Here is a 20,404-nt window from a genome sequence, read left to right as displayed (position 1 = left end):
CCGCCCCGGCCGCGATTGCCCACATCCCGCGCGGCTCCGCGTCAGAAATAGTGGCGCAGGCCGACCGTCGCGCCGAGCTGCGTGGTGCTCGTGCTCGGCGACTGCCCATTGATGCCGACCAGCTGCGCGCCGACCAGGCCGCCGCGATAGATCGCGTAGTCGACTTCCGCATAGAGCATGCTGCGCTTTGACAGGCTGTAGCCGGCGATCACCTGGAACTGGCGCGCGCGGCCGTCGAAGTCCGGCGTGTAGCCCGACTGCGTGGTCCACCATGCGTTGACGGCGGCCGTGAACGCCGACGTGAACCGGTAGGTCAGCCCCGCGAGCGCCATCTTGCGGCGCCGGAACCCGCCGGGCGTCGACGGATCGACCACCTGCGCGGGCGAGATGATGCCGAGCGCGGCGAGATCGGTCGAGCTGAACGGGCCGTTCCCGAACGACGTGAAGTCGTTGTCGCGCGCGTTCTCGATATAGCCGGCGTTGACGGTCGCATTGCCGAGCGTGACGGAGCCGCCGCCGCCGTAGATGTCGAATTTCGCGTGCGTGACGTCGTCCCAGCTGCGCATGAACGATGCGCCGACCGTGAACGGCCCCTTGTCCGGCGCATACGCGACCGCCGCACCGGCCTGGCCGCCGAGCACGCCTCCGCCCGCATGGCCGCCCGGCGCGTACTGCGCGAGCAGGTACAGGCCGCCGAGCTGCGCGCCGTACTGGATCATGTTGCTGGTGCGCGAGCCCGCGAGCATCGTCTGCTCGGGCTTGAACAGGTTGAAGTACGGATCCTGCGGGCCGGCCCACAGGTTCGAGCCGTAAGTCAGCGACACCATCTCGAACGGCACGTTGTACTGGCGGCCGAGCGCGAGCTGGCCGAGCGACGTCGACGTCAACCCCACGTACGCGACCTCGAAGAAGTTCGGCGCGCCGGCCGGCACGATCGCGCCGCTGTTCGGGCCGAAGTGGCTTTCCACGTTGAACTGCGCGGACAGCCCGCCGCCGAGATCCTCCTGCCCCTTGAGGCCCCAGTAGCTTTCCGTCAGGCCGCCGCCGTCGGCCATCGAGATCTTGCGGCCCGTCGACACCGGCGCGCCGTCGGCGCCGTAGGACACGCCGTGGGTTTCGTAGCGGATGCCCGCATCGATCACGCCGTACAGCGTCATGTTGCTTTGCGCGTGCGCACCGGTACTGGCCAGGATCATCATCGCGCAGCACGCGGCGCGAACGCTATCGTGACGATTCATTGTTCTGGACTCCGCATCGAAAAGGGGTGGCGGCTCGGACCGCCGGAAACGAATGGTGAAAGCCAAATTTGCACGGGCCACGGCCGCGGCGGCCATTCGCATGGTGCGTCGCGGCCACGCCATGTCGCACTGCGGTCAGGGCGACGGCGACGCGCGCGCCACCGCGCCGGGCGCCGCGCGGCGCAGCGCGAGCCGCACGAACGGGGCGGCGGCCAGCACGGCCACGCACAGCACGTGGGCGACGCGCGCGCCGCCGAAGCGGCCGAGCAGCGCGCCCGACAGCGCGGTGCCGATGCCGGCCGCGAAGAACGTGACGACGAGCGTGCGCGCGACCAGCGAGCCGTCCGGGTCGACGTCGGACAGCATCCCGGTGAGGAACGGCACGATCACGAAGAACGCGCTGTTCAGCACGAACTGGCTCAGGAAGTACGCGCTGCCGCCGCGCGCGCTGAAGAACCATTCGATCGACGCGATCATCGCGAGCTGCGCGGCCCAGATCAGCGCGAGGCGGTGCTTGTGGCTGGCCGGATGCGACGGAATCGCCGCGCCGACGAAGCCGAGCAGCGACGACACCGACAGCAGCACGCCGATCGTCGTCGGCGACAGCCCGGCACGCTCGCCGACGAAGCCGGCGATCGCCCATTGCGACGCCTGCACGCCGTAGATGAGCGCGGTCACGACCCAGATCGCGATCACCGGCCGCCACGGCAGCGTGCCGGCCCGCACGTGGGTCTGCGCGGAGGCGCTCGCGAATGCGTCGATGCCGCGGATCGCGGGCGCCAGCACGGCGACGACGGCCGCCAGCAGCGCGAACACCCCGCGCCCGAGCCAGGTGGCCGGCAACGCGGAGATCAGCACGAGGATGCCGCCGTTGATGACGCCCGCGAGCAGGTTGATTTGCCCCCACAGGCGGTCGGTCGACGCGCGCTGCGACACGCCGGACGCGACGACGACGAACAGCATCCCTTCGAACAGCCCCGTCATCCCGCGCGCGAGCGCCGCGGACACGATGCCGGGCGCGACCGCGCTGAGCGCCTGCCCGGCGATCGTGCCGACCAGGCCGGCCAGCGTGAACGGCCGCGCGGCGCGCGCGATCCGGTGCGACAGCAGCGCGCAACTGATCGCGATGCCGAGGATCTCGGCGCTGACGAGCGCGGTCGCGGTGCCTTCGTCGAGCCGGAAGCGCGTCATCACGGCCGCGACGAGGAACGGCGACAGGATCAGGCCGTTGGTGGCCGCGGCGAACGCGAACGCAAGGCGGACGACGGCGCCGGTCGACGGATCGGGGCGCGACTGTGCGGCGGCATGCAGGGTGGCGGTGCTCACGAGGCCTCCTGGTTGGATCGCGGCCGATCTTGTACGATGCCGGCCGTTTCGGGCATCGGGTGTGTCCCTCGGCGGGCCGGCGTGGCGCGAGCGGCTGAGGCTGCGCTCGCACTGGCGCTTGCGCGTTGCGGCAGGCCGAACAGCGTGCGCAGGTACGGCGTCAGGAAGCGGCCGTGCGGGTCCATCCGTTCGCGCAATGCGAGGAAATCGTCCCAGTGCGGATAGCACGCCGCCAGCTCGGCGGCCTTCATCGCATGCACCTTGCCCCAGTGCGGCCGCCCGCCGTGATTGCGGCAGATCGCCTGCACGCCCGAGAAGTACGCGTCGAACGGCATCCCGCGATACTGGTGCACCGAGATGCGCACGCTGTCGCGGCCGTAGTCCGGGCTCAGCCAGATATCGTCGCCGCGCACCCAGCGGTATTCGAGCGGGAACATCAGCGGGAAGCTGCGGCGCGCGATGAACGCGCGGATCTCGCGCAGCGCATCGGCGCCGCGTTCGGCCGGCACCGACCACTCCATTTCGTTGAAGCGCACGCGGCGCACCGTCGACAGCATCGCGTAGCTCGCATCCACGTGGCGGCCGGCCGACACCGTCGATGCGCACAGCCGGCTCAGCGCCGGGCACAGCGACGGCACGCGCCGGCCGAGCCCGCACAGCGCGCCGAACACCGTGTTCTCGAGGAACGACTCGGATGCGCGGCTTGCCCAGTGCACCGCGTCGGCCGGCTCGTCGGTCATGTCCCACGCCTTGGTCAGCACGGTGTCCGTATGCGGGAACCAGTAGAACTCGAACGAGCGATGCTTCGCGATCAGCGCATCCGCTTGCGCGAGGCAGTCGTCGAGCTGCATCCCGCCGCGCTCGAGGCGCAGCTTGAACGCGGGCACGAGGCGCAGGCCGATCTCCGTCAGCACGCCGAGCGCGCCGAGCCCGATCCGGCCGCCGGCGAACAGGTCGGGATGCGTGTCGGCGCTCGCGCGGATCTCGCTGCCGTCCGCGCACATGAAGGTCAGGCTGTCGATCTGCGTCGACAGGTTGCCGAGCGTGATGCCGGTGCCGTGCGTGCCGGTGCTGGTCGCGCCGGCGATCGACTGCACGTTGATGTCGCCGAGGTTCTCCATCGCGAGGCCGTGCGCGGCGAGCGTCGGGCCCAGCGCCCACAGCCGCGTGCCGGCCTGCACGCGCGCGACGCGCCGGTCGCGGTCGACGTCGATCACGCCCTGCATCGCGTCGAGCGACAGGATCACGTCGTCGGTCTGCACGAGCGGCGAGAACGAATGACCGGCACCGGCCGCGCGCACGGTGGCGCCGGCGGCCGCCGCGTCGCGCAGCACGGCCGCGAGCCCGGCGGGCGACGCAGGCGTCGACACGGTTGCATCAGGACTGCAGACATATCCCGACCAGTTGCGCCACATGGCTTTGTCTCCGTGGTTGTCGTTTGAATGGATTGAACGGGTTGACCGGTTTTGAACGACGGGCCGCGCGGCCCGCTAGAAAAAGCTCTTGCCTTCGCCGCGATAAGTGAGCGCCTCGCCGACCACGCGGCCGCCGCGGATCAGCAGCAGCGTGTTGAAGCGCTCGCACAGTTCACCGGCCTTCGCGTGTCGGAACAGGATCGGATCGCCGATCGCCGGTGCGACGCCGCGCGGCACGCGCACGGGCGTCTGCACCTCGCCCGCGCCTTCGTTGTCGATCAGTGTGCAGCCGGCCGGCAGCCACGGCCGCGGCAGGCGGCTCTTGCCGGCCGGCCCCGATGCGACATAGCCGCCGCCCGAACAGGTCACGATGCCCGGTTGCGGAATCCGCACGACCGGCAGCGCGAAGCCGGCGGCCGGCTGCGCGCGAAACGCCGCGTAGTGATCGAACAGCGCCGGCGCGTAGAGGCCGGAGCCGGCCGCAAGCTCGGTGACCGACGCGTCGCCGAGCGTGCTCTCGATGCTGCCGGTGCCGCCGCCGTTCACGAAGCGCAGCGCGTGGCCCGCCGCCGCGAGCGCTTGCACGGCCGCCTGGCGGCGCGCGTTGATCTCGCGCGCCGAGCGGCGCTTCAGGTGCCGCACCAGCGCGTTGCGGGCGCTGCTGCCAGGCGCCGTGTCGGCCACGCCGGCGATCTGTCCTTCGTAGCCCATCAGCCCGTCGAGCCGCACGTGCTGTCGCTCGCCGATGTGGTTCGCGAGCGCGAGTGCGCCGGCCGCGTCGCGCACCGGCGAGCGGTACATGCCGAAGTACAGGCCCGGATACGCGGACGACATGTCGAGATCGATCGCGAGCGGGATCGTCACGCGTTCGTCGTGGGCGACGCGGTCGATCGCGTCGACCTGTACGGCGGCGTCGACCATCAGCGTGATCGAGCGGCCGCGCCGGAGCTGGGCGGCCACCGCGCGCAGGTCGTCGGGCTCGACGGCCGGATACGCGACGACGATGTCGTCGAACCCACCGTCCGCGAGCCACGCGGCTTCCGCGGCCGAGTAGCACAGCAGCCCCTGCATGAACGGGCCGGCGGCGAGCACCGCGCCGATCAGTTCGCGCGAGCGCACCGACTTCGTCGCAAGCCGGATCGGCAGGCCGCGTGCGCGGCGCTTCAGGTCGGCGAGGTTCGCGTCGAGGCAGTCGAGGTCGACGAAGGCGGCAGGTAGCCGGCGGCCCGCGAGCGCGTCGCGATAGGTCGGATAGTCGTGGACGGCGGCGGGTGCGCGATGCGGAAGGTCTGCACGGCTCATGGAACGGGCTCGGCTGGGTGGGGTGGGCGTCGCGCCGACCGTTCGGCGCGTGTCGGAAACCAGCATAGGACTGGCCAAAATCACGACCAAGCGCTCAGCGGGTCGTTCGACGGGTCTTATCCGGCCATCCGTATCGGTCACGCCGATGTGTGACCACCGCGCGCCGTGCGGCTGGATCGCCGCTTGCTTGGTGTCGCGGCGCACACGGTACGTATCGGCCCGAACCGCCGCCGGACGGGCGTGACGCGCGACATGGCGCGCTTGGTCGAGCGACCACGTAATGCGTTTCAAACGTCTGGCGGGACGTGGCCGCTGCGAGCAGGTTTAGTGCCGGCGTTCTAGTGCCGCTTTTGACGGGATGCCGGATTCGACCTAGAACCTACTCGCGGATGCACCGGCGAAGAACGGCATGACGTGACGAGGAGGCGACGTGAAGAAGAACAGGGCACGCTGGCGGCACACGGGCGCGATCGCGGCGATCGGCGTGGTCGTCGTTGCAGTCTGGCGATATGAAGCGGCGACACCGGCGCAAGCCGCGTCGTCCGGCACAGCAGCGACCACGATGGCGAGCGCGCAGCCAGCCACAGCCGATACGTTCGGCAGCGGTGCTGCGGCGCCCGGCCCCGAGGAGCGGCGGCTCGACGTCGACGCGCTGCGCCGCAGCCTCGCGAGGCGCCCCGACGCGGATGCCGAAGTGCAGCGCATCGTCGCGTTCGCGCGCTTTCGCGACGAGGTTGCCGCGTATGGGAATCGCCGCAACAGCATGCCGCAAGCCGAGCGCGCCGCGCTCGCGCACCGGATTCTCGACGAACTCCCCGACCATGTCGCGCGCAACGAGATCGTGCCGGTGCAGGCCGAGGCGCTGAGCGCGGCGCTGCTCACCGATACCGAAGCCGATCCCGCGACGCGCGGCGCGGCGATCCGGTCGATGCGAGCGCAATGGGACGCCTATGCGCGGCAGACGGTCGGCCCGTCGCCGGCGCAGGACCCGCGCTATCTCTCGTACGAACAGCAGAGCCGCGACGTCGTCCGGCAGGTTCAGGCGAGCATTCCCGATCCCGACCAGCAACAAGCCGCAATCGCGCAGCGCCTGCAGGCGTTGCGGGTCCAGCTGTTCGACGGCGCTTCATCGTCCGGCGTGCACTGAGCGCCGAATCCGCGACGCCGAGGCGAAGCCCGGCGGCCGCGTCATGTCCATCGACAAGGAGGGGAGATGTCCACAGCACGAAGCTTGCTGCGCGCGGCCGTTGCCACGCTGCTCGGTTGCGCGGCACTGAACGGTCACGCCGCCGATACGACGATGCCGGATCCGGCGATTCCCTATTATTCGTGGTACGAAGTGACGTTGCCGGAGAGCACCGGTGCATCGTGCGGCAACGGCACGCCGATGCGCTTCTACGTCAATCGCGCGCAGTCGGACAACCTGCTGTACATGATGGAGCCGGGCGGCGCGTGCTGGGACTACGGCACCTGCACGCAGACGTCGACCGGCGCCGAGGCCGGCCTCGGCGGCTTCAACCCGGACGGCATCCCGCACAACTACATGAACGGCACCGCGAACCAGAGCCTGTTGTCGTCGTTCCTGTCGCCGCTGCTCACGCGGATGGATCTCGCGCATATTCTCGTCGGCGAACCGAAGGTCGAGACGCAGCAGTGGACACAGGTTTTCGTGCCCTATTGCACCGGAGATATCCACATGGGCAGCGCGGTGCGCAACTACACGTCGCCGAGCGGCGACTGGCGATTGCAGCACTACAGCGGGCTGAAGAACATCCAGGCCGTCGCGCAGTGGCTGACGTCGCACGGCTTCGGCAAGCCGAACCGGCTGCTCGTGTACGGGATGAGCGCGGGCGGCTACGGCACGCTCGCGAACTACGCGACGCTGCGCAACACGCTGCAGCCGCAGGCGCATAGTTCGCTGCTCGACGACGCCGGCACGGTCTTCAACACGCCGTTCGATGCGGACGCGGCCACGCATCCGTCGGTCGGCCTGTACGACCGCGTGCGCACCGAGTGGGGGATGACGGGCCCCGACGGGATGATCACCGTGAACAGCCGGCTGACCCGCCATTTCGATCCGGGCAACATGGGGAGCGCGTACGCGGCGCTGTCGGCGACATTCCCGCACGACCGCTTCGGCTTCTCAAGCTACCAGCGCGACAAGATCATTGCCGCGTATCACTATCGCGCGTTCGTGCCGGCCGTGATCGCGGCGCCCGACGACGCGACGAAGGATTCACTGTCGCTCGCGATGTTCGAGCAGGAGCTGGACGGGCTGAAGCAGACGCTGAATCCGTTGCCGAACTTCGGCTACTTCATGCCGTGGGCGCGCAACGACTTCATCGCCAACCATCAGGTGACGGCGGTCAGCTTCACCGGGTCGGGGATCCACGAGCACGGCATCGACGCGAATATCGGCACCTTCGTCGACAACCTGCTGAACCAGCAGGACCCGGCTGAGACGCCGGTGATGAAGGCATTCCGCACGCAGCAGGGGTCGGATTTCACGTTCTCGACGTTTCTCGCGTGGATCGACAGCATCTTCAACCTGACCGGCGAAGCGGGGCCGATCTCGGGGCATCGGGCGTGAAGGGAGGCGGCGGTTCGCCCGAGCGGGCGAGCGCGGCGCAGTGCGGCGGCCGGGTGTCGTGGCCGCTCGCCTGCGTCGATGCGTGGCCGTGCGGAGGAGCGGCGTTACGTTACGGCTTCACCACCGCAACCGCCGGCGCGCCTGAATCCGTGCCGGGCACACCGTTCGACCCGTAGGCCGCTTCGGCGCTCTTGCGCTCGGCCAGCCGCTTGGCAGCCAGGCGTTCCTGCGCGGCGACGATGTCACCTGGATAGTTGTCGCCATCAGCGGCGATCAGCTCGTAGCCGACCGATTCGAGGTCGAACAATTCCTGGCGCACCTGTGCACGCGTGAGCGTCGAGTGCGACGACTGCGCGTACGACACGGCCGGTGCGGCGAGGAGGGCGGTGGCGGTAGCGGCGACGGTGGCGATGGTGACGATGATGGATTTCACGGTTTCCTCAGACGGTTTCGTTGCGGTTCGGCGCGATGGTGGCTGGCTGAACCGACGAGACAAGTTTAGGAACCCGGATCGGCCGGATAAATGCCGATTCCTGTCCAACAGTGTTCCTGAATCCGTGACAGTGGGGGAAATACGGCGTCCTTGGTGCCCGGTTCTGGGTGGGTTGATTCGCGTGGAATGCCGATCGATGCGGGGCACGCCGCCGTTCCGTCAGACCGGCTATGCACGCGATGCCCGGCGGGCAGACGCATGCCTGCCGGGCACGGCTAGTCGTCGAAACGCGGAAAAGCCCGCTGGCGCTTCATGTCCTTCAGCCATTCCTTGACGTTCGCCGGATCGTCGAACTCGCGCAGCGTCAGGTTCAGGTCGTGGATGCTGCGCTGCGTGCCGGCGATGTCGCGCGTGAGCATGCGCATGATGGTATCGGGCGCGACCTTGACCGACGGCGCGATCCCGTAAGTCCGCCGGAAACCGGTCTCGACGTCCTGGATCTCCTGGTCCAGCTCGCGAAGCTGATCTTCCAGGATGCCGTTGTAGCGCGCGAGCCGATCCTCGCCGAGGCCGTTGATCGCGTGCCGGTCGATCTGTTCGATCTCCAGTTGCAGCTCCAGCAGTTGCAGGAGCTTGCCGTTCGCGTAAGCGTGGTTGACCCGCTGCATCAGCACGGTCTTGCGTTCCTGTTCCTGGGGATCGGTTTCGCGATCGGGGTGCAGCGCGCTCGCCAGCTTCCGGTAGACCTCGCGGATCGACCGGCTCGCTTCGGCCTGCTCGGCTTCGCGCTTCGCCAGCGCGGCCGATTGGCGGGGCGCTTTCTTGCGCTTGGCGCGCTGTGCCTCGCGGGCCGCGTGCTGGGCCATGTCCCGCTCGAACTGCGCGTCCAGTTCGGCCTGCATGCGTGCCATGAGCTCCTCGGGCGACAGCGCGTCGAGATCGTCTTCCTTCGTCACGCCGGGCGTCGATTCCGGCGTCGGCTCCGGCTCCGGCTCGGCTGCTGCGTTGCTGCCGTGATCGGCGGCGCCGTGCCGGGCGTGGATGGCCTTCAGCTGCGCGTCGTCGCTGAAGTCGAGCAAGTCGCGCGCCATGTTGGCGATCATCCCGGACAGGGTGTGCTGTTCCGCCTTGCTCAAGCCTTTCTGCAGATACGCGTCGTCGAGCTGATTGAGCAACCGGATCCGCAGCGCGGTCGACGTCTGCTCGAGCGGCAACAGCTCGTCGACGAATTTCTTCTGGAAGGCCGGCATCGCGGCTTCCCACGCGCCGAGCCGCTCGCGCCGCTTCTCGATCTGCTGGACGAGCGTATTGAATGCTTTCTGGGCGTTCGACAGGCTGGCTGCCTCGTGGCCGGGCGCGATGGCGACCGCTGTTCCGCGACGTGCGGTCATGATGAATCTCCTTCGGCTGCGGCAGGACGCGCAGCAGCGCGGTATTTTAACCGGCCCGCCGTGTCTTCCTTGCCCGACGTGGCGCGGCTACTCCAGGAACAACTGCCCCTGCCCGGAGATCACGCGCTCGAAGTCGTCGCGCAGGAACGGCAGGATCGCGTCGGCCACGGGCTGCAACTGGCGGCTCAGGTAGAACGCATAGTCGATCGGCGAACGCATCGTTTCAAGCGGCTCGGGGCCGGCCGTCGTCATCACGTAGCTGATCCAGCCGCCGCGCTGATACTGCAGCGGCCGGCCCTGTGCCTGGTTGAACTCGTCGGCGATCCGCGCCGCGCGCACGTGCGGCGGCACGTTGCGCTCGTACTCGCGCAGCGGCCGGCGCACGCGCTTGCGGTAGACGAGCTGGTCGTCGAATTCGCCGGCCAGCGTGCGCCGCACGGTGTCGCGGATGAAATCCTGGTACGGCTCGCGGCTGAACACGCGCCGGTACAACTCGCGCTGGAACTGCTGCGCGAGCGGCGTCCAGTCGGTGCGCACCGTTTCGAGCCCCTTGAAGACGAGGTCCTCGCCGCCGTCGGCCGCCGCCGCGAGCCCCGCGTAGCGCTTTTTGCTGCCTTCCTCCGCGCCGCGCACGGTCGGCATCAGGAAGCGGCGGTAGTGCCGCTCGTATTGCAGCTCCAGCGCGCTCTCGAGCCCGAAGGTTTCGCGCAGGTGCGTTCGCCACCAGCGGTTCACGTGCTCGACGAGTGCGCGGCCCTTGGTGCCGGCTGCGTCGTCGTCGTGCGCGCGGCCGAGCCACACGAACGTCGAATCGGTATCGCCGTAGATCACTTCGTAACCCTGCGCTTCGATCAGCTCGCGCGTGCGGTGCATGATCTCGTGGCCGCGCATCGTGATCGACGACGCGAGGCGCGGATCGAAGAAGCGGCAGCCCGTCGAGCCGAGCACGCCGTAGAACGAATTCATGATGATCTTCAGCGCCTGCGACAGCGGCGCGTTGCGCTGCCGCTTCGCGTCGTCGCGCCCTTCCCACACGCGGCGCACGATATCGGGCAGGCAGTGCGCGGTACGCGAGAAGCGTGCGCCGAGAAAGCCGGGTACCGACGCGTCGTCGCCGGGATGCGCGAGCCCTTCGATCAGCCCGACCGGATCGATCAGGAAGGTGCGGATGATCGACGGATAGAGGCTCTTGTAGTCGAACACGAGCACCGAGTCGTACAGCCCGGGGCGCGAATCCATCACGAAGCCGCCGGGGCTGTTCTGCCCTGTCACGTCGCCGAGGTTCGGCGCGACATAGCCGAGCCGGTGCATGCGCGGCAGGTACAGATGCGTGAAGGCTGCGACCGACCCGCCGGTGCGATCGGCCGCGAGACCGGTCACGCTCGCGCGTTCGAGCGCGAAGGACAGCAGGTCGGCCTTGTCGAAGATGCGCGTGACGAGCTCGCAGTCCTTCAGGTTGTAGCGCGCGAGCGCCGGCTTGTCGTGATCGAAGCGGCGCTGGATTTCGTCCATCCGCTGGTACGGGTTGTCGATCGACTTGCCTTCGCCGAGCAGCGCCTGCGACACGTATTCGAGGCTGAACGACGGGAACGTCCACGTCGCGGATTTCAGCATGTCGATGCCGTCGAGGATCAGCCGGCCGGCCGCACCCGCGAAGAAGTGGTCGGGCTGCTGGCCGTGCGCGCGCCAGTCGAGCACGCTGCCGCCGCGGCCGAGTTTCAGCGGGACGCCGTATTGCTCCGAATGGGCATGCAGGATGCGCAGGTCGAACTGCACGAGGTTCCAGCCGATCACCGCATCGGGATCGTGTTCGTCGAACCATTCGTTGAGCCGCGCGAGCATCGCGGGCCGGCTGTCACAGTAGTCGAGGTTGAAGTCGACGGCGTTTGCGTCGTCACCGTCGCCTCCGTTCGGCGGCCCGAGCATGTAGACCTGCCGTTGCCCGCAGCCTTCGAGCGCGATCGAATACAGCTCGCCGTGCACGCTGGTTTCGATGTCGAGCGACACGCAGCGCAGCGCCGGGCGATAGCCGTCGGCGGTTTTCAGCTCGGCGCTGGCCAGCGTGCCGTCGGGGCCGGGCTGCCCGCGAAACTGCACGCACGCGGTGATGAAGCGCTCCATCGCGTAGCGGTCGGGCGGCTGCACGTCGGCTTCGTAGACGTCGACGCCGGCTGCCGCGAGACGCTTCTGTAGCCCGGACAGATGGCGATAGCGCTTGCAATAGAGGCCGACGACCGGACGCTGCCGGAAGTCGCGCAGCGCGAGCGGGCGCAACTCGGCCTCGCGCTCGCCGGCCAGCGCGCGTTCGGCGAGGGCCTGCTGTTCGGCCGGAATGAACGCGACGGCTTCCTGCGGGCGCAACCGTACGCGGCGCGGACCGTGTTCGGTTGCCAGCCAGAACTCGATCTCGATGCCGGATGCGGTGTCCCGCCAGTGGCGGGTGAGGATGAAACCCTGCTCGAACGCCGTCAAAACGCTTGCTCGTGGTGGATGCCCAGGCGGCGGATTTTAGCGCTTGGGCGGGGGGCTTGCCGGAATGGCATGCACGACATTGTGCGCGTCTCGCTCGCCCCCGGTGTGCATTCGGTGAGTGCCCGCCGTCCCGCGCGGAATCAGGCAACGGCGAGCCGTTGCGCGACGCGCCATTCGGTGCGCGCTGTACCGGAAGGTTTGAGCAACCAGCGTCGCGCCGCTACCGCGTGCCGTTTTTGCGTCACGTATGCGTCGACGGCGAGTTCGAGCGCTTCGCCATCGATGCGCACGAGCGTCGCGGTCGCGCCTGATCCATCGGCGAACTCGACCACGGCCGGGTGCGGCTTCCCGGAGCGCGGCGCGTCGTGGTCGAGCGTGACGATGCTGCCGGGGTACAGGTGTGAACGGGGTGCGCGGAGCAGCAGGGCGGTGGGCATCGAAAGCACTCCGGACGTCGTGGTGCGGCAGGGGGGATCGCTGGCGGCATTCACGAATACGAGCGGCAAATCCAGGCGTTCGATGATTTGAATGGCGCCCGATTGACGCCACGGAATCATCATTCGTAGAATCGCCGATCAAGAACAATATCATTCTGAGAGAGACGCCATGGTTGCGCACTGTCTGGTGGTCGCGATTGAGCCATGAACCGATACCTCTGGGTTGTCGTGTTGGCTGTTCTGTCGTGTGCGTGCACGAAACGGGAGCCCTTGGCGACGTCATTGCCCGACACGAGTGCCGTGCGCGCCAATCTGGTATTCACCTGCACGCATCAAGCGGACACCTTGCCGCCACTCGATCCACAAGCTGACAGCTTGTTTCGTTACGCGCGCGATGGCCGTCACCCGCAGGTTCCCGACATCGACAAGATCGTTCCACTGCCACCCGCAAAGCATCCCCCATGGGACGGCACATTCCAATGGAAAAAGGATCGGCATGCGGCGACACCGCCGCTGAAGCCTTCGGACGAACTCATCAACAAGATGGCGAAAGCCAGGGATCTCGATCCCGCGGCGGGGGCTGCCGCTTTCGGGATCGGCGGACAAGGCCTCATGAGACTGACCCACCAGCAGACGTCGCATCCCGTTTGAGGTTGGATACGGTCGCGCAGATCGATCAGACCTGACTGCAACCCGGCATAAAGTGCGCGACACCCTGACGATACGCAGTGCCGGTTTCTCAAGAACAGGCCGGCAGGTCCGGCGCCGTACAACTGACAACTTCATCGACCCCGGAGTCCACATGAATTCACCCACTCGGCCCGTCTCGTTACCCGGTGCCGCCGCACTCGTCGCAGCGTTCATCATCACGGCGCTGTTTCTGTCCGGCCTCTACGCGCAGTGGACGAGGTTCTCGATGGACACGCAGATGCTGGCGTTGCAACTGGCCAGTTTCATCCAGAACCTGGTATTTCGAACGGGCCTGGTTTATCTGATTGTCCGATGGCACGGGGAGCATCGCGATCAGCTTGCGTTCCGTCGCCCCGCGAGGCTGCTCGCGAGCTATGCGTTATGCCTGCTGGTCTGGCAGATCGCACAGATATTCATCGTCCAGGTGGTGCTGCTGAGTCTGGCCAGAAATGGCACCCATCTGACGGTCATCGTGAACCTCATCGCGCCGGTGAGCGCCGCCCTTTATGCGCTCGTAGCCTGGTTTGCATGGCGGCTCGTCACGCGCATGTTTCGCCACGATGCGCTCCCCGAGGCGCCGCGCGGTCGCGCGGCGCGGCCCGTTGCCGGGCTCGCGGCGTGGCTGTTCGCCAGCGTATGTCTGCTCTTGATGACGACGACGGTGCCGATGTTGCTCGACTATTTTGACGACGACCTCGCGCGCATGATGTTCGGCTACGTTGGCGCGGTTGCCGTTCCCGCGGCATTGGTCTTTGCGGGAACGCGACTCGGCCTGCCTCGCGACCTCGTGCGACTGCATGGCTGGCGTCTGCTGGGCGCGTCGCTCGCGGCGATGGCATCCACTTCGGTGGTGTTCTATTTGGCGGTGCAGTTGCTTGGCGGCATGCTGGGGGCGGGCGTGTTGTCCGGAATGATGGCGATCGTTGTTCTTGGCAGTGCCTTTGTGGCTTGTTGGGTGTGGTTCCGCGTGTTCTACGCGTCCGTGAGCCGCGTCACGGTTGAAACCCCGCAGGGCATGCCGTCGCCGTAGCTTCAGGTTGTCGCGCGCGAGTCGTTTGAGGGGCCGGATCGAATCGGAACCATGACAAACTGAATCGCACGGGTTCCTTCCTGCCGGGTCGCCGCGAAGGTGTGCGCGACGGCGGCAGCGCGTATAGTGGGGCTAGCCTTGTCGCCGGTTCCATGGAACAGTCCTCGCATTCAGGCGTGACATCGTCCGGGCGTTGGGGCGTGCGGGGGCATCGATGCCCCGGGTCGGCATGGTGGATGTGTCGTCGACTTTGAAGCAGGCAGTGCCCTGGCTTGCACGAACCGGATCCGGACGAAACGGCGTCCCCATGAAAATCGATCGCAGCTCCATTCCCTGCTACCTCGTCCTTCGTGCCGGCTGGCCCCCCTATGTATTGAATGCGGACCGCCTGGTGCTCCGCCGCGAAGCGAGCCCGATGTTGCGCGCGTTCGCGCGCGCGCGTGGAGGGTTCGCGCATGTCGATGACGTTGCGTGGAACGTCTTCTCCGCCGCCGAGGGCCTTTCGGTGGTCGAGCGTCGGGAGACCGGGTTCTTTGCGCTGATCAATGGAACCGAGACCGAGCATCAACTGTGTTTGCTGGCCACCCTCTGATGTCGCCGCAGGGATGGCCGTGGTCGACGAATGCGCGTCCCGTCGGATCGTCGATCGGTGACGCCCGGACGGCGGCGGCGCAGTCCGCCCTTGCGCCGAAAGCGCTTGACACGCTCTGTGATGGCACGTACTGTCGGTCGGTGAAGTATTCAAGAAGCGCGATTGCTGCTCATCATCGACCGTAGCCTGCGGTATTCGTTGTCCTCCCCCTCCTTGATTCTTTCCCGAACCCGTCAGGGTGCGTTACGCACGTTCATTTTCAGGAGATCTAACATGGATACCGGTACCGTCAAGTGGTTCAACGATGGCAAGGGCTTCGGCTTCATCACGCCCGACAAGGGCGGCGACGATCTGTTCGCGCACTTCTCCGAGATTCGCGGCGACGGCTTCAAGACCCTCGCCGAAGGCCAGAAAGTCAGCTACGAAACGAAGAGCGGCCCCAAAGGCCTGCAGGCATCGAACATCACCCCGCTGTAATCGCCCGGAGCTGTCCGCCTCGTTCACGGAGCGGCGCGCAATCGCCGCTTCTTGCGCTACGTGCCGCCGTCGCGGGCGCCACGTGTGCCGATGCAGGCCCGGCAGGGCCAGCCGTTGCGCATCGGGATGTCGAGCCCGCGTGTACACCTGCGCGCCAACCGCTTTCGTAGCATGTACACGATCGGACGAGCAGCGCTCATCGGATCGTGTACACCGCGCAGCAGGAGAATCGCATGACCCGAAGTCAGTCACGCAGCAACAAGGCGCCGCCGCGCGTCAAGCCGGCCGTGGTGCTGCCCAAGCTCGGCACGGCACTGAACTGGGTGCCGCCGAAGCCGGCCCTGGATACGCAATCGGGTCCGAAAAAGCGCACGCCGGCTCCGCAATAGCGATCCGGATCATTCCGTCAGTCGAGAGGCGGCAACCGGCTGCTTCGCCAGGAGAGCGATTCTGGCGACGCCGGCCCGATCGCGACCGTCTTCGTCGGGACCAGGCGACGCGCTCCGCGCGACACCTCGCAACCCGACATCGTGCACCTGCGGCGCGTCCATGGGTTTTGTGCGTCATCCGGAATAAGTTGGGCGCTCGGCAAATGATGCGCGTATGATGGGTTCATCCGATCGACCCTGGTAAGCCGGTCGCTCGCTCCTCCACCTACCCGTTTGCTGCATCGCCCCGCCTCCGCGCTGCAACGTTGTCCCTTTCACCTCACTGGCCCGCCCCGTAACGGGGATGCTGGCCGGCCCTGTTCGCCCGTGCGATTCGTCGCGGCCGGACGCCAGGAGCTTGTCATGAGCATGCATATCTACCGTGGATTCGAGATCTATCCACTGATTTACCCTCACGCGCCGGCGCTGGATGGCAGCCCGCACAACTACGATGCCGGTTTCGATGCGGCAGTCAAGATTTGCCTGCGCGGCGATACGCTGACGCACAGCCAGACTTTCAGGTTGCGCGACAACGCCCCGTTCGGCAGTGCGGGCGATGCACGTCGTGCTTCGCTGCGCTACGCGGAAAACATCATCGACGACAATCGCGACAAACAAGGCTTCTTTTCCGGCACGCCTTGAGGCAAACCGCCAAGGCAACGCGATGTGTTGTCAATTCGGAGGACGAAATGATCATCGATGAACTGCTTGGCCTGATCAGGCGGCATGAGGTCATCAGGACCGACGCGGTCCTGCCCACCGGAATCGGCGATTCGGCGCGGTGCCATCAGCAGGAGCTGCAAATGTTCGTGGCGGTACGCGCGTTGTCGATCGGAGCCGGATATTCGGAGTTCGAGTCCGATGAGATCGCGAGTGCCGTCATGACACGACTCGGCTAGTGTGCCGTTCAACCATTCGAAAACAGGATCACCATGACAACCGTTACGCTGAAGGTCAACGAACCGATCGATGTCGCGCTGCGACGATTTCGGCGCGATATCGAGAAAACCGGGCTGATTCGGGAGTTGCGCAGTCGCACGGGCTATGAAAAGCCCACGACGGAACGCAAGCGGAAAAAGGCGAGCGCCGTGGCCAGACAGCGCTTGCGCGCGAAGCGCATGTTGCCGCCGCGCAAAATGTACTAGGAGGGCATCATGTACACCATGCCGGCCGAGGCGCCGCCGTTTTTCCCGCTGACCAAATGCCAGGTCGATCTCGATCGGCAGACGGACATGGTGACGCTGCTGCCGAGCTTCTATGCGTTCGGATGCGAGTACACCAGCCGCGGTTTTCTGATCGGACGCGACGATGCGTTCAAGTTGATTGCCGCGCTGGAGAAGGCGCTCAGCGTCCAGGGATGAGCTGACGACGACGCGCTCGCGAGCATCGACAACCCAAGGGCGAACCATGCGTGTCACGACGAAGTACGTGGATCTGCTCTATTTCCTCGTTGTATTGCAACTCGTGACGCAACGGAAGACGCACGAGTGGCTGTCGTCGTTTCAACTCGTCGAATCGCTGCAAGGCTGGCTGGTTATCCATCGTGCGAAATGCGATTGGCGCGATCGTGTCTGGATAGGTCATGCTTCCCTTCAGATCGCGAAGGCGGCCCGCCCGGTCGACGACGCTGAATCGACGGGGACGGGCGCGCCACGGGATGCGCTGGCAGACCGGTTGAGTTTGCGGATGAAGTGCATCCGCTACCTGCGGGAGCATGTCTGAGCGTGGCCGCGCTCGCACGGGCGGCACGCGGGTGCCGGTCGGCGTCGAGCCGGCGTCAGTCAGGCGGGATCGTGCATGCGACTACGCCGCTACACCGCTACCCACGCAAAATCCTGTTTCAAATGCTCCAGCCGCTGCGGCCGCTGATACAGATACCCCTGCGCATACTGAATCCCGACCGTATGCAGCGCGCGATGCTGCGCTTCCGTTTCCACGCCTTCCGCGATGATCTTCAGGTCGTAGTGATGCGCCACGGACGCGATCCCTTCGATCAACCCGGCACTGCCGCCGTTCAGTTGCGAGACGAACTGGCGATCGATCTTCACGTAGTCGAACGGAAAGCGTGACAGCAAGTCGAGATTGCTGTGATGCGTGCCGAAATCGTCGATCGCGAACTTCGCGCCTTTCGCTCGCAGCGCATGGAACATCGCGGTGGTGCGCGCATTCTTCTCGAGCAGGATGCGCTCGGTGACTTCGAGCACCAGCGTAAAGCCCGGCGGCAGCGCGCGGATCGCCTCCTCGACGACGGACACGAACCCCGTGCGCTCGAGATCCTTCGGCGCGATGTTGACGGCGATGCGCAGCGGCGCGCACGGCGTCAGCGCGGACAGTTCCGCCACGGCTGTCCGCAGCACGAATTCGGTCACTTTCGGCAGCACCGCGCTCGATTCGACCTGCGGGATGAACACGGCCGGGCTGATGGCCCCCCACTTGGGGTGCTGCCAGCGCAACAGCGCCTCGACGCCGACGGTCCTGCGCGTCTCCACATCGACGATCGGCTGGTACACGACATGGAGCTCGTCGCGCCTGAGCGCGTTGCGCACGGCCTTCAGCAGCAGCCGGCGCGGCGCCATCGCGAGCAGGTAGGCCGCCATCACGAGGCCGTCCGCCAGCAGCACGATCGTGATGGCGATCAGCCGATAGTGCTGCCGGACCTGCGACGCATAGTGCGTGGATGCGGCAACCCGCACCGTGAACGGCCAGCGGGGTGACACGATCGTGCTTCCAACGACCGGCTCCGTGGCCGACTCCGGCGTGAATTTCCCGTGCTGGTCGAGATGGCCCGAACCCGCGATCGACAGCGTCGCGGTTTCCGTCCCGTAGCGGGCGCCATGCGCGAGCGCGTCGGCCACGTAGTCGCCTTCGATCAGGTAGAGCACCCCTGCGCCGGGTGCGGTCGCGTAAAACACGGGCAGCACCGGGATGCCTTGCTGGAACGGCGTCTGGCGCAGCAGCGTGACGAGCGTCGAGCCCGGTTCCGGCTCGTGGGTATATGCGCCGAGCGGCAGGTCGATCGCCCCCAGCGCCGACGAGCACATGACGCGGCCCTCGTGCACCAGCGCGACGGCGCGCAGATAGCGCAGGCGTGTGCCGATCTCGGCGAGCGTCCGGAATACCGCCGGGCATGGCCGCCCGACGAGCGCGGTCAGTTCGTCCACATGCCGCAGGCGCGCACCGTCCAGGATGCGATCCACCGAGGCCACGATGTCGTTCGCGATGACGCGTTCATGCTCGGTGACGGTATCGCGCGCGTAGCGGTCGGCAAGCGCGATCGCGAATGCCGGCACGAGCACGCAAACGATTACGGCGGCGAAAAAGGCGACCCGCGGCCATGCGCCGCTGCGCTGGAAAACGGCCTTCGAGCCTGGCGTGAACGCTGACATTCCCGCGGTCGCCTTGGGTGTTGTGTGTATGGAGAGGCGAGTCGAACCGGTCGATACACCCCCGGCGCTGCGTCATGCCGGGTTCGGGCCATGCGCGGTGCGTGCCGGGATCGCAATGCGATCGATGCTACGGTCGCGACGGGAATGTGCGGCGGACCCGGCGCAATCGGCCAATTATCCCGGAGGCTTGCCTTTATGAACATGTGCATGCAGCACCTGTACATAGACGTAGCACACCGAAAAAACCCCGGCCGCATGGTCTTGCGGCCGGGACAAAAAAACACCGTCTCTTGGCACGAGGATGGTGCGCGGCAAGTATAAGATGTGATGAGAGATTACGAAATATTGTTATTCAACTATTGGTGTAGTTTTGTCATTGTGTCTCGACAAGAAACATTCTTTCGGGATGCTGTCTTCGTCGACCTGCCGACGGCCTGTGATCGGTCGCCGCGCGCTACGGTCGCACGTCTCGCCGGAGCTTCGGGATGGAAGAAAATACCGCGCCCACGGTCATCGTGACCGATGGCGCAGCCGCGGCCGATGGCGGTTCGCTGTGGATCCGGATTGCCGTGAACGGGAAAGCCAGCAACTACTCGCTCAACCGCGCGCTCGCTGCGCGCGGCACGCCGCGCTACAACACCATCAGCGGTGAACGTGGCCCGCTTTCGAAAGGTGAACGAAAGGAGTTGCTCGCGCTGCTGTGCAGCATTGCCGATCCCGCGATATGGGCCGGCATGGTCGGCACGTTCGTGCAGGTGCTGCAGGCGTCAGGAGATGAGTGAACGATACGGTGCCGGCGCGTCGCGCGGGCAGCGCTTCAGAAATCGTTGCGCATCTTGCGCAGCAAATCACCGCCCGATTGATGCGTGTCCACCGCGGTGAGCACATCGGTCAGGAACCACGGCAGGTTCAGTTGCGTATTGGCATCGCTGACGCATACGCGGATCGGCGGCGCCTTTGACGGCGAGCGCGCGTCGGGCGTGGCGTCGCGGGACGGCACGCAGTTTTTTGCGTGCACTTGAACGGGCGCCGGTTCGGCGCTGCCGGACGGCGCACCGGCGGCGGCCGGCAAACTGACGGCGGCCAGCAGGGTCAGGAGAGCAACAGGGGCAACGCGTTTCATGGGATTCTCCGGCGATGCTCGTTCGACCGCGCGGGCGGACGCGAGTTCGTCGGCGGCACGCTTGCGCGCCGCGC

General features: G+C 66.8%; 23 protein-coding genes. 13 read left to right on the top strand and 10 right to left on the bottom strand.

Annotation, left to right across the window (positions count from 1 at the left end):
- Window positions 1-41: 41 nt before the first annotated feature.
- The 4 genes from QZM35_RS28335 to QZM35_RS28320 all read right to left on the bottom strand — a co-directional run bounded on the left by QZM35_RS28335 (window position 42) and on the right by QZM35_RS28320 (window position 5,281).
- The gene (locus QZM35_RS28335) at window positions 42-1,238 is read right to left on the bottom strand and encodes a porin (RefSeq protein ID WP_301777274.1); all 1,197 of its coding nucleotides are present in this window, start codon (window positions 1,236-1,238) and stop codon (window positions 42-44) included.
- A 135-nt stretch (window positions 1,239-1,373) separates the two neighbouring features.
- Entirely contained in the window at window positions 1,374-2,564 is a 1,191-nt protein-coding gene (locus QZM35_RS28330; protein WP_301777273.1) for an MFS transporter, read from the bottom strand.
- Window positions 2,561-3,979 (bottom strand): D-arabinono-1,4-lactone oxidase, encoded by a 1,419-nt coding sequence (locus QZM35_RS28325; protein ID WP_301777272.1) that lies wholly within the window; start codon window positions 3,977-3,979, stop codon window positions 2,561-2,563. Before QZM35_RS28325 ends, QZM35_RS28330 begins: the two co-directional genes overlap by 4 nt.
- A 75-nt stretch (window positions 3,980-4,054) precedes the next feature.
- Window positions 4,055-5,281, bottom strand: a complete 1,227-nt coding sequence (locus QZM35_RS28320; protein ID WP_301777271.1) for an amino acid deaminase/aldolase — start codon at window positions 5,279-5,281, stop codon at window positions 4,055-4,057.
- A 430-nt stretch (window positions 5,282-5,711) separates the two neighbouring features.
- Between QZM35_RS28320 and plcR the strand changes: the two genes are divergently transcribed.
- Window positions 5,712-6,428, top strand: a complete 717-nt coding sequence (gene plcR / locus QZM35_RS28315; protein WP_301777270.1) for a phospholipase C accessory protein PlcR — start codon at window positions 5,712-5,714, stop codon at window positions 6,426-6,428.
- 66 nt (window positions 6,429-6,494) lie between these two features.
- Entirely contained in the window at window positions 6,495-7,871 is a 1,377-nt protein-coding gene (locus tag QZM35_RS28310) for a pectin acetylesterase-family hydrolase (protein WP_089428597.1), read from the top strand.
- 109 nt (window positions 7,872-7,980) lie between these two features.
- Here QZM35_RS28310 and QZM35_RS28305 read toward each other — a convergent pair whose 3' ends face one another.
- The 4 genes from QZM35_RS28305 to QZM35_RS28290 form a co-directional block, all read right to left on the bottom strand.
- Window positions 7,981-8,304, bottom strand: a complete 324-nt coding sequence (locus tag QZM35_RS28305; RefSeq protein WP_301777269.1) for a DUF4148 domain-containing protein — start codon at window positions 8,302-8,304, stop codon at window positions 7,981-7,983.
- Window positions 8,305-8,579: 275 nt separating this feature from the next.
- Window positions 8,580-9,695: a J domain-containing protein gene (locus tag QZM35_RS28300; RefSeq protein WP_301777268.1), complete on the bottom strand. Its 1,116-nt coding sequence runs from the start codon at window positions 9,693-9,695 to the stop codon at window positions 8,580-8,582.
- 87 nt (window positions 9,696-9,782) lie between these two features.
- Window positions 9,783-12,167 (bottom strand): DNA polymerase II, encoded by a 2,385-nt coding sequence (locus QZM35_RS28295; protein WP_301777267.1) that lies wholly within the window; start codon window positions 12,165-12,167, stop codon window positions 9,783-9,785.
- Window positions 12,168-12,307: 140 nt separating this feature from the next.
- Window positions 12,308-12,727, bottom strand: a complete 420-nt coding sequence (locus QZM35_RS28290) for a hypothetical protein (RefSeq protein ID WP_367620798.1) — start codon at window positions 12,725-12,727, stop codon at window positions 12,308-12,310.
- Window positions 12,728-12,808: 81 nt separating this feature from the next.
- Between QZM35_RS28290 and QZM35_RS28285 the strand changes: the two genes are divergently transcribed.
- The 10 genes from QZM35_RS28285 (at window position 12,809) to QZM35_RS28240 (ending at window position 17,543) form a co-directional block, all read left to right on the top strand.
- Entirely contained in the window at window positions 12,809-13,255 is a 447-nt protein-coding gene (locus QZM35_RS28285; protein WP_301777266.1) for a DUF6396 domain-containing protein, read from the top strand.
- Window positions 13,256-13,406: 151 nt separating this feature from the next.
- Complete coding sequence (locus tag QZM35_RS28280; RefSeq protein WP_301777265.1) at window positions 13,407-14,324, top strand: hypothetical protein; 918 nt, start codon at window positions 13,407-13,409, stop codon at window positions 14,322-14,324.
- A gap of 307 nt (window positions 14,325-14,631) precedes the next feature.
- On the top strand, window positions 14,632-14,916 hold the full coding sequence (locus QZM35_RS28275) for a hypothetical protein (protein WP_089429199.1): 285 nt from the start codon (window positions 14,632-14,634) through the stop codon (window positions 14,914-14,916).
- Between the two features lie 273 nt (window positions 14,917-15,189).
- Entirely contained in the window at window positions 15,190-15,393 is a 204-nt protein-coding gene (locus QZM35_RS28270; protein ID WP_089428591.1) for a cold-shock protein, read from the top strand.
- 233 nt (window positions 15,394-15,626) lie between these two features.
- Entirely contained in the window at window positions 15,627-15,782 is a 156-nt protein-coding gene (locus QZM35_RS28265; RefSeq protein WP_174975490.1) for a hypothetical protein, read from the top strand.
- A gap of 402 nt (window positions 15,783-16,184) precedes the next feature.
- Entirely contained in the window at window positions 16,185-16,463 is a 279-nt protein-coding gene (locus tag QZM35_RS28260; protein ID WP_089428589.1) for a hypothetical protein, read from the top strand.
- A gap of 47 nt (window positions 16,464-16,510) precedes the next feature.
- Window positions 16,511-16,720 carry a hypothetical protein gene (locus QZM35_RS28255; RefSeq protein ID WP_089428588.1) on the top strand — a complete coding sequence of 70 codons (210 nt, stop codon included), beginning with the start codon at window positions 16,511-16,513 and terminating at the stop codon, window positions 16,718-16,720.
- Between the two features lie 33 nt (window positions 16,721-16,753).
- Window positions 16,754-16,966 (top strand): 30S ribosomal protein S21, encoded by a 213-nt coding sequence (gene rpsU / locus QZM35_RS28250; protein ID WP_006754722.1) that lies wholly within the window; start codon window positions 16,754-16,756, stop codon window positions 16,964-16,966.
- A 9-nt stretch (window positions 16,967-16,975) separates the two neighbouring features.
- Complete coding sequence (locus QZM35_RS28245) at window positions 16,976-17,182, top strand: hypothetical protein (protein ID WP_089428587.1); 207 nt, start codon at window positions 16,976-16,978, stop codon at window positions 17,180-17,182.
- A 67-nt stretch (window positions 17,183-17,249) separates the two neighbouring features.
- The gene (locus QZM35_RS28240; protein WP_143329858.1) at window positions 17,250-17,543 is read left to right on the top strand and encodes a hypothetical protein; all 294 of its coding nucleotides are present in this window, start codon (window positions 17,250-17,252) and stop codon (window positions 17,541-17,543) included.
- A gap of 89 nt (window positions 17,544-17,632) precedes the next feature.
- Here the strand turns inward: QZM35_RS28240 and QZM35_RS28235 are convergent, their stop codons facing one another.
- Window positions 17,633-19,207, bottom strand: coding sequence for an EAL domain-containing protein (locus QZM35_RS28235; protein ID WP_179255288.1), 1,575 nt, complete (start codon window positions 19,205-19,207; stop codon window positions 17,633-17,635).
- 485 nt (window positions 19,208-19,692) lie between these two features.
- Between QZM35_RS28235 and QZM35_RS28230 the strand changes: the two genes are divergently transcribed.
- On the top strand, window positions 19,693-19,989 hold the full coding sequence (locus QZM35_RS28230; protein ID WP_301777264.1) for a hypothetical protein: 297 nt from the start codon (window positions 19,693-19,695) through the stop codon (window positions 19,987-19,989).
- Window positions 19,990-20,024: 35 nt separating this feature from the next.
- Here the strand turns inward: QZM35_RS28230 and QZM35_RS28225 are convergent, their stop codons facing one another.
- The gene (locus QZM35_RS28225) at window positions 20,025-20,330 is read right to left on the bottom strand and encodes a hypothetical protein (protein WP_089429198.1); all 306 of its coding nucleotides are present in this window, start codon (window positions 20,328-20,330) and stop codon (window positions 20,025-20,027) included.
- Window positions 20,331-20,404: the final 74 nt, after the last annotated feature.

It is taken from the genome of Burkholderia sp. AU45274, from assembly GCF_030482505.1.
In the GTDB taxonomy this organism is placed as follows: domain Bacteria; phylum Pseudomonadota; class Gammaproteobacteria; order Burkholderiales; family Burkholderiaceae; genus Burkholderia.
Note: the sequence above shows the minus strand (reverse complement) of the source record. Positions and strands in the feature narration are given on the sequence as shown.